The 16,997-nt window shown below is 44.3% G+C and carries 15 protein-coding genes and 1 tRNA gene; 1 reads left to right on the top strand and 15 read right to left on the bottom strand.

From position 1 onward, the window contains the following. From AWH66_RS06705 to AWH66_RS06675, 7 genes are all read right to left on the bottom strand, one after another. Complete coding sequence (locus AWH66_RS06705; RefSeq protein ID WP_006071518.1) at window positions 1-288, bottom strand: PTS sugar transporter subunit IIB; 288 nt, start codon at window positions 286-288, stop codon at window positions 1-3. Beyond that, a complete protein-coding gene (locus AWH66_RS06700) occupies window positions 285-1,643 on the bottom strand; it encodes a PTS galactitol transporter subunit IIC (RefSeq protein ID WP_063605584.1) in 1,359 nt (452 codons plus the stop codon). Before AWH66_RS06700 ends, AWH66_RS06705 begins: the two co-directional genes overlap by 4 nt. A 581-nt stretch (window positions 1,644-2,224) precedes the next feature. After that, window positions 2,225-3,352, bottom strand: coding sequence for an HNH endonuclease (locus tag AWH66_RS06695; RefSeq protein WP_063605585.1), 1,128 nt, complete (start codon window positions 3,350-3,352; stop codon window positions 2,225-2,227). Further along, on the bottom strand, window positions 3,342-3,968 hold the full coding sequence (locus tag AWH66_RS06690; protein ID WP_063605586.1) for a class I SAM-dependent methyltransferase: 627 nt from the start codon (window positions 3,966-3,968) through the stop codon (window positions 3,342-3,344). Before AWH66_RS06690 ends, AWH66_RS06695 begins: the two co-directional genes overlap by 11 nt. 184 nt (window positions 3,969-4,152) lie before the next feature. After that, window positions 4,153-4,240, bottom strand: a tRNA-Ser gene (locus AWH66_RS06685). 141 nt (window positions 4,241-4,381) lie between these two features. Further along, window positions 4,382-4,831, bottom strand: coding sequence for an L-alanine exporter AlaE (locus AWH66_RS06680; protein WP_038223284.1), 450 nt, complete (start codon window positions 4,829-4,831; stop codon window positions 4,382-4,384). 415 nt (window positions 4,832-5,246) lie between these two features. Then, window positions 5,247-7,451, bottom strand: a complete 2,205-nt coding sequence (locus AWH66_RS06675; RefSeq protein WP_063605587.1) for a hybrid sensor histidine kinase/response regulator — start codon at window positions 7,449-7,451, stop codon at window positions 5,247-5,249. Window positions 7,452-7,562: 111 nt separating this feature from the next. On the opposite strand from AWH66_RS06675, the gene AWH66_RS06670 reads away from it, so the two are divergent. After that, entirely contained in the window at window positions 7,563-8,132 is a 570-nt protein-coding gene (locus AWH66_RS06670) for a UPF0149 family protein (protein WP_063605588.1), read from the top strand. A gap of 39 nt (window positions 8,133-8,171) precedes the next feature. Here the strand turns inward: AWH66_RS06670 and AWH66_RS06665 are convergent, their stop codons facing one another. The 8 genes from AWH66_RS06665 to tolA all read right to left on the bottom strand — a co-directional run bounded on the left by AWH66_RS06665 (window position 8,172) and on the right by tolA (window position 16,986). Further along, on the bottom strand, window positions 8,172-9,116 hold the full coding sequence (locus AWH66_RS06665) for a hypothetical protein (RefSeq protein ID WP_236110463.1): 945 nt from the start codon (window positions 9,114-9,116) through the stop codon (window positions 8,172-8,174). Window positions 9,117-9,126: 10 nt separating this feature from the next. After that, on the bottom strand, window positions 9,127-10,467 hold the full coding sequence (locus AWH66_RS06660) for a BamA/TamA family outer membrane protein (protein WP_083399964.1): 1,341 nt from the start codon (window positions 10,465-10,467) through the stop codon (window positions 9,127-9,129). A 122-nt stretch (window positions 10,468-10,589) separates the two neighbouring features. Next, entirely contained in the window at window positions 10,590-11,621 is a 1,032-nt protein-coding gene (locus tag AWH66_RS06655) for a potassium channel family protein (protein ID WP_063605590.1), read from the bottom strand. 115 nt (window positions 11,622-11,736) lie between these two features. Next, on the bottom strand, window positions 11,737-12,798 hold the full coding sequence (gene nadA / locus AWH66_RS06650) for a quinolinate synthase NadA (protein ID WP_006075300.1): 1,062 nt from the start codon (window positions 12,796-12,798) through the stop codon (window positions 11,737-11,739). Between the two features lie 370 nt (window positions 12,799-13,168). Beyond that, window positions 13,169-13,957, bottom strand: a complete 789-nt coding sequence (gene ybgF, locus AWH66_RS06640; protein WP_063605592.1) for a tol-pal system protein YbgF — start codon at window positions 13,955-13,957, stop codon at window positions 13,169-13,171. Window positions 13,958-14,041: 84 nt separating this feature from the next. Then, on the bottom strand, window positions 14,042-14,566 hold the full coding sequence (gene pal, locus AWH66_RS06635; protein WP_006075298.1) for a peptidoglycan-associated lipoprotein Pal: 525 nt from the start codon (window positions 14,564-14,566) through the stop codon (window positions 14,042-14,044). A gap of 31 nt (window positions 14,567-14,597) precedes the next feature. Further along, a complete protein-coding gene (tolB, locus tag AWH66_RS06630; protein ID WP_006075297.1) occupies window positions 14,598-15,926 on the bottom strand; it encodes a Tol-Pal system beta propeller repeat protein TolB in 1,329 nt (442 codons plus the stop codon). Between the two features lie 37 nt (window positions 15,927-15,963). Then, window positions 15,964-16,986, bottom strand: coding sequence for a cell envelope integrity protein TolA (gene tolA / locus AWH66_RS06625; protein ID WP_063605593.1), 1,023 nt, complete (start codon window positions 16,984-16,986; stop codon window positions 15,964-15,966). Window positions 16,987-16,997 lie beyond the last annotated feature (11 nt).

The raw sequence follows: 16,997 nt of genomic DNA, 5'->3' as shown, positions 1-16,997 counted from the left end.
TTAACTCCTTATCATCTGTTCCAACTTTCCGTAGAACTCATCGACACCCATCCCTTGCAATAAAGGCAAGCTCATCAAACAGCGGTCATTAAATTGATCCGGCACAGCAGTGGTACTGATGATGATGTCAAAGTCTTCAAGTCTGCCAATTTCGTCCGCAATTTTACCTTGATACATATCTACCTGATTCGAAAGGTTGTTATCTGAAAGCCATTCTTTTACCGTTGTGGTGACAAGAGTTGAAGTCGCGATTCCGGTACCACACATAACCATTAATTTCTTACTCATGCTTTACTCTCCTCGACAGATTGAGTCTTTACAGACTTACCTTTAATTTTATTTACATAGATCAAACCCGCTAAACACACTCCACCAATAGCGATAATACCGGTCCAGTTAAGGAGCTTAGTTATCAATACATAAAGGCCTGTCGTCCATAACCCACCTTCAGCAAGCGCTGTTATGGTTGTATTCCCTTGAAGATCAAAGTTAGACGCGATAGCGGCTTCAGTGACTAAAGGAGCGACCCAAGTAGTGATACACAGAATTGTGGCCATATAGAATGTACCAGCGATAATGGTTCTGATGATGTTGCCATTAAAGACCGCTGCCATCAGACACACAACGAAGGGAATAGTGGCCAAATCACCAAATGGTAGAGTGTTGTTGAAAGGAAGAACTACCGCCAATGCAATTGTGATCGGAACCAAAATAAGTGAAGATGATAAAACAGCTTGATCACCAACACTCAATGCCGCATCCATTCCTATATAGAGTTCACGATCTGGAAATTTTTTCTTAATAAATGCATTCGCTGCTTGAGAAATTGGCGTTAAACCTTCCATAAGCAAAGCCACCATTCTTGGCATCAGCATCATTACAGCTCCCGTCGTCACAGCTAACTGAAGCAACTCCTTTATTTCATATTGCGCTAAGAGACCAATTCCAAGGCCGATTAATACCCCCATGACCGTACTGTCACCAAAAATACCGAGTTTTTCCTGAATTGTTTTAGGGTCACCCTTCCAATCTTTAACAACTGGGATTCGGTCAAACAACCAGTTAAATGGGAGAGCAAATATATAGCCTGGGATAGCAGTACCGTGGGGAAACGTAATGTTGGGGAATTTATAGTAACGATTAATTGTGCCACCGAGTATGTCGCCAAAAAGAAGTATCATTAATACATAGGAAACCGTTGCTGCGATACTAATTGCAAAGTCACCAGTAATTATATACACCAATGACGAAATAAATGCGGCATGCCATATATTCCATAAATCGACATTCATCGTTCTAGTTAAACCAAAAAAGATGAGAACGATGTTTATTCCAATTGCTATAGGTATTGATAGACCACCAAGAGCCGTACCATAACTGATGGCCGCAGCCGCGGGCCAACCTACATCGATGATGTTCAAATTGAGACCTAAGTGCTCAACCATTTGTTGAGCTGCTGGGCCTAAACTACTTCCCAAGAGTCCGATAACCAAATTCAAACCGATAAAACCGATACCGACGGTTAAGCCTGATTTTATTGCCTTAGATATAGGTGTACCAAGGGCTATAGCAAAGACAAATATGAGTATGGGTAGAACTACAATGGATCCTAAGTCCAAAAAGCTTTGTATGAGATCTAGCATAAGATAACGTCCTAATGTTAGTTAATCGTGATCATGCTAAACACAGCCCCTCTATTGTTTTTGTGTTGTATACATGATGTATACATACTATAACCATCAAAAATCAAATGTGGTGATTTCTGTCACATTGGATTTATTTTACACGTGGTAATAAATCATGATCTTGAAGATGATCATATTCTCCCTATTTGAATAATGTTGCTTTTGCATAGGCAGACGTTATTAAATTTATATTTATCATGATGTTAATTGTGTCAAATCACCGCGATCTACAATCCGGTAATATAACTACTATTTTGGTGATTCCTATTGGATATAACGGCAGAAATATCATTAGCCTAGAATTTCATGTCGATATGTTTATAACTTCCAATTGTGTTTGAAAAAGCAGAAGCCAATAGGAATAATCCTATCGTAGTCTGATAACGTCAGAAAATTACAGAGAAGATAAAAGTAGTGATGCGAATAAGTGCGCAAGTGCTGTAAAGAGAAGTTTTATTGGATGACGTTAGTTGACATAGTGGCGAAATTGGAGTCAATATCGTTCGTTTGGGCTCTAATTAAAGCCTATTATTTACCGCTCAAAACCCCTTAAAAAGAACACCTCTATGATGTTCCAAGTAACGCCTATGCTGACTTGATATTTGAAATGACATAGCTTCATGAATACCAACTACCTCAGGCTTTTCGAGGTATTTGGAGATCATCACTTTTCCTTGATTATCGAACGATATAAATCCGAGGTCGAACGCTTTATCTAAGTTTGCCAACAGGAGCAACCCGTTGTATTTATCTAAACGTTCTTCGTTACTCGAATCCCGCCAAGGTTTGATATGAGAAGCAAGAAGGAGTTGAGTGTTCTTATATCCGGTTAAGGCACAACCGCCCCACATTTCAACCAGCTGAGCCCTAAAATTGCCCTGTCCAATTCTAGTATTCACCAGAATTGTCTTTTCCGTTTCAGTAAGCTTCTGGTCAGACATAACTTGACGTATATCTGCATTGACGTCTACCTGAGCCAGATCTGCCAAGAAATTGTTGTAGTGAACCAGCGCCGCACTATACATGCCTTTACCTTTGCTATCGCGCTGTTTAAAGATCTCCATCGTTTTGGCCTTCGCTTCCAACGAAACAAATCGGCTATATGATTTCACCTCTGTTAATGGTTCGCGGATCTCGTTTGCATCCATCAGCCAATTTGAAATTGAGCCACGAATAGCTCCAAGGTAATTGGTTGCCGTCTTCTCAGACTTACCTAAATCCAATAACCATTGATAGTAAAGTGATGCTATGTCTGACAAATTGGTTACTAAGGCATCTTTCAACTCGTTTGACACGATATGACTTTTCATAAAGTCAAAAAGCTCCTCATCTAGATAAGCATATGAGATAGCTTTTGATGAGTAACGTTTGACAGCTTGTTCTTTATACCCCTCCTCAAATTTGAGATGCCAAAAGCCTTCGCTCTTTAGATAAAAATATGGATTCTCAGGCGTATTCTTATCTCTTCCTTGAGCAAAGTTATCAAAGTGATGGGTAAATTGATCTTTGAGAGCCTGGTTAAAAAATATCTTATTCGACGCAATGCCACCCACATGAATAAGATCCATAACGGCCAGTAGCATACAAACCTTGTGAGGACTTTTCTTACCACCTGCACTATTCATATTGAGGTTTCTGAACTTATCCAGATACAACTCAAGAGCCATGTCGTCCCTCCCTATCAACACTTGGATTGTTTCTTAGCACAGCGGTTTGCCAGCTGACTCCTTGCCTATGTTGTATGTCTTCGCCATTGAATACATCAACTAAAGCTAAGTTGAAGTCACTCGCCAGTTCCGTTAACTCTTCAACCGAAACAGAGTAAGACTCGCGGCCATCATTGAATAAACCATGACGCAATGAAATCACAATAACACCACTATTTTTCAGATGGTTAACTAGGGCATTCAACGCCTTTTTACGCAAGTTACTAGGAATATGCATCCAAACCGCAGAGACCAAAATGACATCAAATTTAGTATTAAGCTTTGATAGTTGTTTAAGGTCAGGAAGCCTATCATCAAGCCATACAACCTCTTTCCCAGTGTGAGCACTCCCTAAAACGAGCAGCTCTTTGCAAGGTTCACATGCAACCACATGACAGCCCAGACGAGTAAACCAAAGTGAATCTCTTCCCGAGCCTGCGCCAATATCTAATACATTGTCTCCTACACTGGGCCAGTACTTTCGCCAAACGTGATGGACTTTCGTAGCCGCTAGAGAATTATATTGTTTGGCAAGTTCATCTGCATTTTCCGCGTAAAAAGAGGAGGTTATAGACATTATGATACCCCGTTTTGAACTGAAACCATCTTATAGGGCCAAGTTGCATAAAGCTAGAGAGTGCTAGGTTAGTACGAGATGTTTTGACCTAAGTCACTATTTAATGAAAAGGCTGTCGGTCATAGAAAGGGGGGGGAAGTATGGAAACGAAAAAGCCCCAGCATTTCTGCTGGGGCTTCGAATGTGGCGGTGAGTGAGAGATTCGAACTCTCGATACGTTGCCGTATACACACTTTCCAGGCGTGCTCCTTCAGCCACTCGGACAACTCACCGTATTGTTTGTTAGCGCTGTTGGCTAACGAGGCGCTAATTTAATGATTATCCTTGATGGGGTCAAGTGCAAATCGGGAAAAAAGCGCTCTTTTTTAATTGTTTGCTTACTTTGTGATTAATTCGATCAAATGATCGGCAAATCAGACGCTTTGGTAGTAACCCGGTACTCGGAACCAGCGGCGACATAGGTCTAGGAAGTAGCCGTAAAGTACGCCCATTCCGCATGATACTACTGCGTTACTCGATACTGCGGTGATGATTTGGTCAGTCGATGCGCCTACAGTAAATAGAATCGCTGCGTATACTGGCGACTGAAATGCTACATAGGCGATCAGGTCTGAAATGGCCTTCATGGTGCCTGAACCTGATACTTTCGCGCCTTGTCTTAGTGCCCAGTCACGGAAAACGCCATATGGCCATGCAATTGCAATATTAACGGGGATCGACAGTAAACGTGATGCCAGTGACTGTTCGAACGTCATGCCAGATACTAATACTTCGATTAGCATGCCAGAGACGAAACAGAAGACGACCATAGCAAAAGTGTCTGCTGCGGCGTTACGAATACAAAAAGGAGCTTTAGGTTTCAATTCAGGAATCTCACGGAATAATAAACTATCAAAAAATGCTTTTGGCAATTCATATAACTAGATATCTTTTACTATCTAGATTTCGTCGCTATTAGAACACCAATTTGGTAGTTTTACATACCGTATTTAAAGTTACTTGGTAAATTAATCACCAATTTTAAAGTTCAAACTAGATAAACTCGCTATTTGTTGTAATTTGATTACATTTATTGACTATACCACTGATATTCAGTGAGTTAGTGGCACGTTATGTACAATAGTTACAGCTCTAAACAATTAGATGTTCTTGTCTAAGCAGAGTTTACTTAGGCTTACGGGGTGGATGGCGCCGAAATGGGTGTTTTATGAAATCTAGTGAGTTGAATAACAAGCTAGGAAGGTGCAGTGACGCCAATAACGGCGTCACTACGAAGGGTTAACGCAGAGACTCTACGTTTGAACGGCGTTTGCTTGAGAATTGGAATAGCTTGTTGGCGTATTGATACAGCGCATCGTCTAATACTCTTTCATCAATGGGCTTACCAACAATAAAGTCTGCGCCAGCGCCTAACATGCGCTCTCGGGTCTCTTTAAAGACATCGGCGGTACAACCGAAGATCAAGGTATCTTTTTCACGGCCGAGCATATTACGGATACCCGCGATAGCCTCTACCCCATCCATAACAGGCATATGGTTATCCATTAAGATAAGATCAAACTGTTGGGTTGAGACGGCTTTTAGTGCCAGTTCGCCGTTTTCTACCGAAGAAGTGATAAAGCCTTTACGCTTCATAAAGGTCTCGATAATGATGGTGTTGGTGCGATTATCCTCGACGATAAGCGCTTTGAGTCCACGATAGTCGAGGTGACGTTCAATATGAACATCTAACGCTTTTGGTTTGCATGGTTCAAGTTGGACGCGAACCGTAAACTCAGATCCCATCCCTTCCTGACTGGTAAGCGTGATGTTGCCTCCCATACAGTGAGTAATCTCTTGCACTATCGCAAGACCAAGCCCAGTACCTCCAAAGCGGCGCGTGGTGCTCGATTCGGCTTGCTCAAATGGCTTAAACACTCTCGCTTGCGCGTCGGGTGAGATTCCTATTCCAGTGTCTTTGACTCGGATAACGAGCGCCGTCACTCCATCATTCACTTCTTCAGACAAGTAGACTTCCACCATTCCTTGTGAAGTAAACTTAACCGCGTTGTTGAGCAAGTTAAATAGGATTTGACGCAGGCGCGCTTTATCGCCGGAATACCAGCGAATTTCATCAACTTCCGAGAAGACGCTAAAACGTAGCCCTTTCTCATTGCATAAGGTGTGATAAACGCTGTGCATACTGCCAATGATGGAGCTCAGCGGGAATGGACGATTTTCAAGCTCAAGGTGACCTTGCTCAATCTTCGAGTAATCCAATATCTCGTTCAACAGAGACATCATATGATCGCCTGAATCATAAAGGGTTTTGAGTAGTTTGCGCTGCTCTAGATTGAGGTCGGTTTTAAGTAAGATTTGAGCGGTGCCCAATACACCGTTCATCGGTGTTCGGATTTCATGGGAGAGCGTGGCTAGGAACGCCGTTTTTGCTTTAGTGGAAGCCTGCGCTTTGACACGTTCCTGGTCTAGGTAAATGGTTTTTTCATTGAAGGTGTCAATGAGGTAGCGAATCTCGTCCGGACTTTGATAGTTAATATCGATACTACCGCCCTCTTTGGACTCATCGACTTTCTTAGCAATATCAGTAATCGGCTTAATGAGATATTGGCTAATAAGGTAATAGCCAAACATCAAACAAAGCAGCATGACCGGCACGATACCCAACTCGACTGCCATTACGATGTCTGACACTTGATCAGATACCAGTCGTCTCGCATTGACGACTTCTAGACTCCAATCAAAATCACCAAATTGACGTTGACTGACGTAAATATCACGCCCTACTCGGAAGTTGTGCTCGGTAATCACATGATTGTTCGTGTCGCGCACGATCACCCCAAGATCGTGCTCTCTTGCTTTACTTTTGACGAATTTCACTAGGTTTTCTAGTGAAAGATCGACGGTAGCAACTCCAGCAAATTGACCATTTAAGTAATAAGGCGCTGAAGCCGTGATCATTTGCACGTGGGTATAAGGATCGATGTACACCTCAGACCATGTAATAGTATTCACAGGCTGATTTTTTACTGAGGTGTACCACGGCTCTAAGTGATAACCGTCAGCTTCGGGGTTGTTCCAAAGATCAATTTTATCCACCGTTCCATCACTGGTACGGTTATAGAACAGACTGGTGAGTTTAACGTTGGGGTCTACAGAATACGGTTCAGGCCAAATGCCACCACTCACGGCGATTCCATCATTAAGCTTAAATACCTGGCAGAGCGCTTCATCGAGTGCGGTGCGGTTTTCAATGGACTGCGCCATAGCGACGATGCTTTTCAATACACCCACAGAGCTGGAAAGTGGCGCTGAGATCTCGGCGGCGAGAAACTCGTTTTTGATATCGAGGTTTTCTTCGAGCTTGGCACGAACTGGAGACTCCACCACCATATAGGTGATGCTTCCGAATACCGCGATAAACAGAGCTAGGTACAGCGCTAGCGCGACGACACTTTTCTTTTTGAGAGACTCGTTGATAACCATAACTAGAGAAGCGATCCTTTTCTTCTTGTTCGACTCAGATAATTTCGTCTATTTTATTCGTCTGTAGCTTGTTACTATTAAGCATCATTTTCGCCTTTACGGTAAAGCATTTTGACATTAAAAGACATACTTTCCCTTCCTGAGTTAGAAGGTAAACTTCTTAACGAAGCGCAAACACAAGGCTTTGTCACCTCGATGGCCGCTGCGCCACATACGCTACCACCAGAAGAGTGGCTACCATTTTTATGGGGTGGTGAGGAAGTAGCACCATTCACATCCGGTGAGCAGTTAGAAACTTACGCACAAGCAATTATTGGCTTGTGGAACGACTTCCGCCCTGCTCTATTAGACGGCGAATGGCAGTGGCCAGAAGGTTGTGAACTAGACGAAGAAGAGATCATGACGTTGGCAACCAAAGACTTCTGTGAAGGTGTTCTTCAGGGTTGGCAATTGGCTAGAGATGACTGGGAAACTATCATGCCAGAGCACAGTGAAGACAACGCTCTGTTAGGCGGCGTGCTACTATCATTGAGCATGCTTTACGACCCAGAGACATCTATCGCAACGCTACAAGCACAAGGTATTGAAGGTTTGGAGCAGTTTGCTGAAATCTATAATGCTATGCCAATGATGCTTTGTGGCATTACGCAAAAAGGCGCGGTACTAGCTGAGCAGCAGTAATGCAAAAAGCTCCTCATAATGAGGAGCTTTTTATTATTTTTAGAAACGGTAACCCATCGACACAATCAGCTGATTCCAGTTCAGGAAGCTGTATTCCGCCATTAAGTTCCACTCTTTCTCATAGCCAAAGTCGTAGACTGCTGCGAGTGACATGTTGGATGTTTCTTTGCTTTTTAGGTTTACGTCAAAGCGCAGTTCATCAGCAAGGTTCAAACCACCAACTTGCAAGTCGGTTAAGCTACCTGTCACGTTCTGCTCAATGCTTTGATACTGATAACCCAATAACATCGTTAGCTTACCGTAAGGTACGTCATAACGCTGACCAACTCGCACCGCACCGATTTTGGTTAAAATGGTACTGTCTGTCGTGGTGGTCCAAGCATTGGTTACAGCACCCGCTGCCGTGACAATAATTGGGTTGAATCCATCGATCACTTCAAACTGCGTCGCAAGTACCGCACCAATACCTAAGTTGTAGGCTTCATATTCGATGTTGATTGGTATGGTCGCTGGTACAGGAAACGGTTTGCCATTACGTGTTGCATTGGAAAGATCGGCGCTGATCTCCTTATTTCCTTCGGTATAGCCTGCTAAACCATAAACATTTAGGAATGGAAATACCCATGCGTCAAGTCTAAGCTGAACACTCTTATCAGACCCTTTAATCGATACATCATCTGCTGGTACGACATAGTGATTAGGCTTGTTACGACCGCCAAGTAGCCCACCTGTTGCGTCAATTTTGAAATCATCCGTCGCCACATACTCAACATCTTGAGAGTTCATATAAATGCCAAAACCAACGGGAATCGGTAACTCATAACCTAGGTCACGAGCCTGCTCACCCCAAACCGGTAGACCACTCCAGTGCGCTTGGTTCTTCTCTCTTTCTACTTGTTGTTTCAGTTCATCACTCGCCGCATATACAGTATTTAATACCATATAAAGGGATGTAAGAACGAGTATGGTTAGTAATCTAATCAAAACGGTTTACCTAAAAAGCTTCAGTAAAGTTGAAATAAAATGCCGAGCCATGTTTACCCATCCCTAAATCAAGGCGGATGTTCATGCGCGGTTGAAGTTCATAGCGATAGCCAATGCCATAAGACAAAATAGCGTGTCCCGATAAATCTTCGACAGACTCTCCCACCGAGCCCACGCCCGTCCATGCGGTAATGCCATGGTTAGATAGCGCGCCTGAGCTACGACGGAATGTATGTCGGTATTCAGCGGTTACTTCTGCCGTCACCTTGTCACGATATTGGCCTTGATAGTAACCGCGCATCGAGTTTGCGCCGCCTAGTTCAGGCATGTCGTAATACGGCGTATCGCCAAAAGCTTGTTGGAATCGACCTAGCACTGCCAACACTCGACCCTTCTGGAAACTATGGAAAGTTCGATATTCCACGTCCAGTTTCTGGTACTCAGCTTGACTGCCTAGTGCTTCGCTATACAGCAGCACCTCTGTTCTAAACAAAGAGCCACTCCAAGGGTTAACGGCAACGTCACGAGAATCGTATTGAATGCTGCCACCTAGACCCCATGTAAAAGGTTTATCTTTGAACTCGTTAAAATTTTCATCCAATATCGCCGAATCAGGTTCGGTGGTTGGACTAAAGTAATTCAGCTTTATTGCGGGGCCTGCAAACCAGTTGTCGACCATTCGAAAGATCAAATTGCCTTTATAATTGTTGGTGTTGGCTTTGTATTGAGTGACATCGCCAAAATCAAACTGTTGCGCGGCATCATAGCCGATGCCCCAATAGTGTTTGCCTTGAGTACCTGCGTTCCATGCACCTTGGAATTGAATATCATCGTTATTCCAAAACAGGTCATGTTTAGCTCGCAAACCATAACCTACTTCCGAATCAACATAGTTACCGATGATAAATGCCGAGACACTTGAGCGTTGCAGTTGTTGCTGTTCACGGTCGGTTTTGAATGAATACAAACCACCTACCGCAACAAGTACACCTTGTTCCGGAGTAAATGCAGGTCCACCTAGGAAGCTGAACATGGGTAACCCATTCACTTCACGGTAGTATTTTTTTGCGTACTTTAGATCTGAGATGGTCTCTGAATAGCGGCTATCGGTATTGTCGTCTTTTAGTTTTGAGATAGCGTCATCGTATTCGTCTACCTTAGCGTCTGCTTTAGTAACGTCGTGTTCGAACACCATCTCTTCTTTCTTGGTTTCAAGTTGAGCATAGCTAGGTATAACGACGTCTTCTTTCGCGGCCACAATAGATGGTGCAATAGCAGAAAGGACAAGTAGCGACAACAAGTTTACGCGCATGAATTGTAAGGTTCCCATAATCAATGAATGAACGTTCATTCATTTTTTCAAAAAAGCGCGCGCATAATAAACAGAACACATTTCCGTATCAAGATATTTTTCTTTCTCAAATTATTCACATTTCAAATATCGATGAACAATTTGATGACATAGGCTTGTGGCTAGAGGTTTTTCCAAGAAAAATTGTCAATTCGCTCGTCGGCGATATAGAACAATTTATTGCCAGCGGAAATGGATTGTTCGAGATCTGGGTTAAGAATGATGCCATTTCCTACATCCACTGCGATTAAAGTCGCTTGGTACTCTACTTTCATCCAGTTGAACAAGGCTTCGACCGATGAGTCTGGAGCATCGTTTGGGTAGTGAACCGAGTATTGTGTCATGCCTCGTGTTGAGCTTAATAGCTCTTGATGTAAGGCACTTGAACCTGGGTCAACCGCGGCCTTAGCAAGCATTTCCGCTCCTACAGCTGGAATGCATTCTGAGTTTGGACAGTGTTGATGTAGAAGGTCGCTCAGCGCTTCGTCTTTGAAATAAACCAGCAGGTGAGCATTAGGGTTGCGGTTCGAGCAATAAAGGGCCGCAGAGAGGGTTATATCATCTTCGGGGTTATCAATAAGAATACAACTAGCGGTTTCGATGTTGGTTTTCTCCATTTCTCGTCCGTCGGTGTAGCTGTTCACTTTGACAAAAGAAATCTCACCGGGAAGCGGGTTTTCGATATCCGAACGACTGCACAAAACTATAGGTCTGCGACCTGTCTCTTCATGTTGCAACATACGAATAAGATGAATAGTACGCTGACCATTCCAACCCAACATTAGAATATGATTTTCCACATTTACTTTCCTTTTACCGAGTTGTCCAGAACGCCAAGAATCGAGCCCGAGTGCTGCTAAGCGGCCAAGTAACGCCGCAAACAACATCAGTCCCCCGGGGATGACAAATAAGATAGCCACCCAACGACCTGCTTCCGTCGTTGGAGATAAGTCGCCGTAACCAACCGTTGAAGCGGTAACGACAATAAAGTAGATGAATTGAGAAATAGGAACCGTCAGGTCCGTTTCGCCACTGGCCCTGAGTAATACCCATGACAAGCCAGCATAAAGCAAAATGGCAGCCGTTAAGCTTTTAAACCTGAGTTCGAACAGATGAGAATGAAACCATTTTCTGAGTTGTAACCAAATCGCCACTGACTTCCCTATTCGTAGACGGATTATGTGTTAAGCATATATGAAAATGGCTAACAACATATACGAAAAAACCAGTCCGAAGACTGGTTTTTGAGAACAGCGTTAACTTTAGTGGTTACGCGTTGCCTTTCACTTTAATTTGCAGTTGCTCAGCAAAGTCCAACATGCGGTTTAAAGGAATCAGCGACTTAACGCGTAGCTCGTCGTCTACGAAGATTTCGTGCTCTTCACCGCCGTCTTTTAGTGCTTTTTCAATGGCACGTAGGCCATTCATCGCCATCCAAGGACAGTGTGCACAGCTGCGGCATGTTGCGCCAGCACCTGCTGTTGGAGCTTCTATCAGCTCCTTCTCTGGCACCATTTGCTGCATTTTGAAGAAGATGCCTTTGTCGGTCGCGACAATCATCTGCTTGTGTGGTAGCTCTTTAGCTGCTTTGATTAACTGGCTGGTAGAACCGACAGAATCCGCCAGTTCAACTACACTCGCTGGAGACTCCGGGTGTACCAAAATCGCTGCGTCTGGATACACTGACTTCATGTCTTTCAATGCCTTGGCCGAGAACTCGTCATGGACGATACACTCACCTTGCCATAAAAGCATGTCTGCACCAGTTTGGTTTGCAATGTACGAACCTAGGTGACGATCTGGACCCCAGATAATTGGTTTGTCTTCTGCATCTAGGTGCTCAACGATTTCAAGGGCGATACTTGATGTCACAACCCAGTCAGCTCGTGCTTTTACGGCGGCTGAAGTGTTGGCGTAAACCACCACCGTGTGGTCGGGGTGCGCATCGCAGAACTCAGTAAACTTGTCCGCAGGACAGCCAAGGTCTAGAGAGCATTCCGCTTCTAGAGTTGGCATCAGAATGCGTTTTTCTGGCGTTAGGATTTTTGCGGATTCGCCCATAAAGCGAACGCCGGCAATGATCAGTGTCGACGCATCGTGGCGGTTACCGAACTTCGCCATTTCAAGAGAGTCACCCACGAAACCACCCGTCTCTTCTGCAAGAGCTTGGATTTCAGGATCGGTGTAATAGTGTGCAATCAAAACCGCGTCTTTTTGTTTTAATAGCGTTTTGATGTTTGCAATGTATTGCTGTTTCTCGTCATCACTTAGAGGAACAGGCTTAGGGGGAAACGGATATACCGTATCAATAGTGTCTAAGATGTGGCTCATAGCGCATGCTCTATGCTACTTCCAAATAGTCCGAGCATTGTACACGGATATTCCTACAAGGACAAAGGCAGGCCTGAGGTAATCGACCAAAGTTGAATAGAAAGTGGTCGCATCGGGCTAAGAGTGTGATGGGTTGTATGGGAGTGTTAGGCTGGAAGATAGAACAATTACATCCACAACTGATACAGACGTTGTTTTGAGCGTCACCCCTGCGGAGGCAGGGGTCTTATTCCAGCGAGTGCTGAACGCGCTTTTAGTAGATTCCTGCCTGCGCAGGAATGACGAGCTTTGGGTGGTTGGGATCGCTTTAGGTGAACGCCTGCCAATGCAGGCGCCCGGCTATAAAAGCGACAACGCACTTGTTTGATTATTATTTCAAATTAGACTGAGCCACTTTCGCAGAAGAGCTACCAGGGTACTCAGCAATCACTTGCTCGTAGTACTTTTTCGCTTCTGCTGCTTTGTTGCTGCGCTTCGCTAGGTCGCCTAGTTTAACTAGTGCATCTGCACGTTTGTTGGATTCTTTAAAGCCTAATACCGCTTTAAAGCTCTTTTCTGCTTCTGAATCTTGGCGTTTGGCGAAGTAAAGCTGACCTAACCAATAATGCGTGTTCGGCATAAAGGTTGAGTTTGGATAATCTTTTTGGAATTGCTTGAATGCTTCGATAGCACCTGCATAGTCACGCTTCTTCAGGATAAGGTCTACAGCATTTTGATAGGCGGTTTGCTCATCAGCGTCGGTGCTGAACTTACCTTGAGGAGCTGTACTGTCTTTTGCGACAGGAACTGGGACTGCGGCCGTGCTTGCTTGAGAGCGGAGTTTGTCGATCTCAATGAATAGTTCTCTCTGACGCTGCAACATTTGCTCCATATCGTAGCTGTTGCGTTCTAGCTGACCACGTAAGGTTGCGATTTCTTGCGTCATGTCGTCGAGCTGTTGCTGCATTTGCAACTGAACTCGATTGCGGTTTTGAAGCAGGCGTTCTAATCGTTGAACGTCAGTTTCATTGGTTGCAGCATGGGCTGCTGAAATAGAGGCAGCAGTTGCCGAGGAAGATGTTGCGCTCAAGTCGGTAACCGGTGCTTTTGTCGCGTAAGCTGTGCTTGCTGCGCCGGCTAGTAACGTAAGCGTAACAACGCGCTTAATGTTACTGTTCATAAAGGTTATTACCTCAATTGCCGTGGCTTAAAACAATGAGTCGCAGCGCAAGGGCTGCGACTCAACAATCTTAAGCAGATTGAATTAGTAAACTAGAACTGCGCGACGGTTTTTCGCGTACGCGTCTTCAGATTGACCTAGTACTAGTGGTTTCTCTTCACCGTAGCTTACGATAGAGATTTGGTCAGCTTGTACGCCAAGAGCTTGGATGTACTTAGCTACAGCTTGTGCACGACGCTCGCCTAGTGCGATGTTGTACTCAGGTGTACCGCGCTCATCAGCGTGACCTTCGATAGTCACTTTTAGTGATGGGTCTTTGCTTAGGTATGCTGCGTGTGCTGCAAGCATATCTTCGTAGTCACCAGCAATTGTAGAGTTATCGAACGCAAAGTAGATAGTTTGGTTTTCACGAAGCGCTTTTTCTTTTAGCTCTTGCTCAGAAAGTTGTGCATTCTCATCGATTGGAGTAGCAACAACAGTTTCTTGCTGCTGTTGGTTAGAAGTCTCTGCACCTGTTGATGACGCAGCGTCATCAGTTGAGCTACATGCTGTCATCGCAAGAACTGGAAGTGCGATTAGCAACCCCTTAAAAACTTTGTTTAATTGCATTTGTTATTTCCTTAACCTAAAAATTTAATTGCTATAAAAACGGTGACCATGCAGGTGCTCTTACGCGCCCATTTGTAGCCGGTAGTCTAGCTTTAAATCGCCCATCGATGGAAACCATAGAAAGGACGTTAGTTTTGTTATAAATAGAGCTGTATATCACCATGCCACCATTTGGTGCGATGCTTGGTGATTCATCTAGCAGTGTTTTCGTGAGAATTTGCACTGAACCAGTCTCTAAGTCTTGTTTTGCAAGATTAAATCCAGAGTTCGAGCGATTTACCATCACGAGGTAGCGACCGTCAGGGGTGATCTGCCCACCGAGGTTTTGTCTACCCTGCCATGTGATACGTTTAGTTTTACCGTCGGACAAATTTACTTCATAAATCTGAGGGTTACCACCCCTATCCGACGTAAAAATAAGGGATTTGCCGTCTGGTTTCCAGAACGGTTCCGTATTATTTGACCTACCGCTAGTAATTTGACGTAGTTTTCTTGTTTCAAGATTTAACGTATATACATGCAGTTGCCCAGTCTTTGATAGTGTTAACGCTAACGTCTTGCCATCAGGAGAAAATCTTGGCGCACCATTGTGACGTGGGAATGACGTAATCTTTTCACGCTTACCTGTGTAGATATTCATGATGAAGATTTCAGCTTGTCCATTTTGGAAACTTACATAGGCAAGTTTTTTCCCATCTGGAGACCAAGCCGGAGACATTAGTGGCTGCTTAGAACGTAGAACAAGCTTCTCGTTATAGCCATCATAGTCAGCAATACGCATTTGATATGGGTACTGATCTTTGTCATTAACAACGACATAAGCAATTCGAGTTAAGAATGCGCCACGCTCACCAGTTAGTTCTTCATAAACAAGGTCGGAAATGCGGTGAGCATATTCACGTAGGCGATTACCTGGAACGGTTGCTTTCTTCTTGAATAGGACGTGATCGTTCGACAGAACCAGTTGGCCATCATCACTTAGAGCCTTTGATTTGCCGCCAGTCAATTGACCGCGTACTACATCAACCAGTTGGTAGCTTACTTCGTAGTTACCTTCTGCGTTTTTCACGATGGTACCCGTTAGCAACGAATCAACACCAATTGATGTCCACGCCTCGAAGTTTATGTCTGACGCATCGTAAGGCGTTTGCGGCATTTTGCTGGTTGCTACAGGACTAAACTTACCACTTCGTTGTAAGTCTGATGCAATCACGGCCGAAACATCATGAGGAAGTTTTCCCTCACCTTCCCACTTAAATGGGACAATGGCGATAGGTCTTGCGGAATCAATACCGTCGGTAATGACAAGTTCTAAAGCGGCATTTGCAGTCTGAGCAGCGAAGCTCAGCACTAATGCCATTCCTAATAGTATTCGCTTAATCACGAGGTCTTCCTTTTTACTCTGGAACTACGGTCAGATTAATGTTTTTAAGTTGTTGGTTCACATCTGCTTCTTTTGAAAGCGGGAAGGTTCCAACCTGAGCTATCGCACGCTTAGTCGCGGCACAAAGTCTGCTATCTCCATCGAGTACTGCAACTTGACCAGCGATAGCGCCGTTACCCGCAGGTATCAGTTTCAAGTTAACTCGACATTGCTTTCCCCGAAAGCTGTCCTCAAGAAGCAGCTTTTGTTGAATTAGCTGAGTGTAGATAGCCCCCATACGTTGTACTTCTGATGCAACGTGATTTGAACGAGCACTAGTATTAAGTGCTGATTCACTTTCAAGACCTGAGAAGATGTTATCAAGCGCTGCCTCTTGCTCCTTACGCTCACGCTCTAGTTGCTGCAGACGTTCTTTCTCTACTCGAGCTTTTTCAGCTGCCTCTTTCGCTGCTTTCTCTTTAGCAATACGTTCTTTTTCAGCACGCTCCGCGGCCTCTTTCTCACGTTGTGCTTTAGCCTGTGCTTCTTGAATCGCGCGCTCTTTTTCAAGGCGCTCTTTCTCTGCTTCGGCTATCGCAGCTTCTTTCGCAATTCGCTGCTGTTCTGCAACACGGACAGCTTCTTCTTTCGCTTTGCGTTCTGCTTCCGCTTTCGCAGCACGTTTTCGTTCTACTTCACGGCGTTTTTCTGCTTCACGAGCAGCTTGCGCATCTTTTGCTTGCTGCTGTTTTAGCTTGCGAATGCGCTCCTCTTCCGCTTTACGATTACGTTCAAGTTGTTCGCTTTCTCGGCGTAGCTTATCGAGACGATCTTGTTCTTTTTTCGCCGCAGTTTCGCGCTGCTTGCGAATCTCTTGCGCTTGTTGGCGCACTCTAGCAGGGTCGATGACCACCGCTTGCACCATGCCTGTTGGTTCCGCTTTATTCATTGTGAAGTCTGTCCCCCACAATAAAGCAACGACCAGCATCAAGTGTGCAAACAAAGAGATCGCTATTGGCTTTCCGTAGCTTGAGTTATTCTTCTTATTGCTTTTCATACCGTTGCGAT

This window comes from Vibrio barjaei (assembly GCF_001639065.2).
GTDB classification, from domain to species: Bacteria; Pseudomonadota; Gammaproteobacteria; order Enterobacterales; family Vibrionaceae; genus Vibrio; species Vibrio barjaei.
Note: the sequence above shows the minus strand (reverse complement) of the source record. Positions and strands in the feature narration are given on the sequence as shown.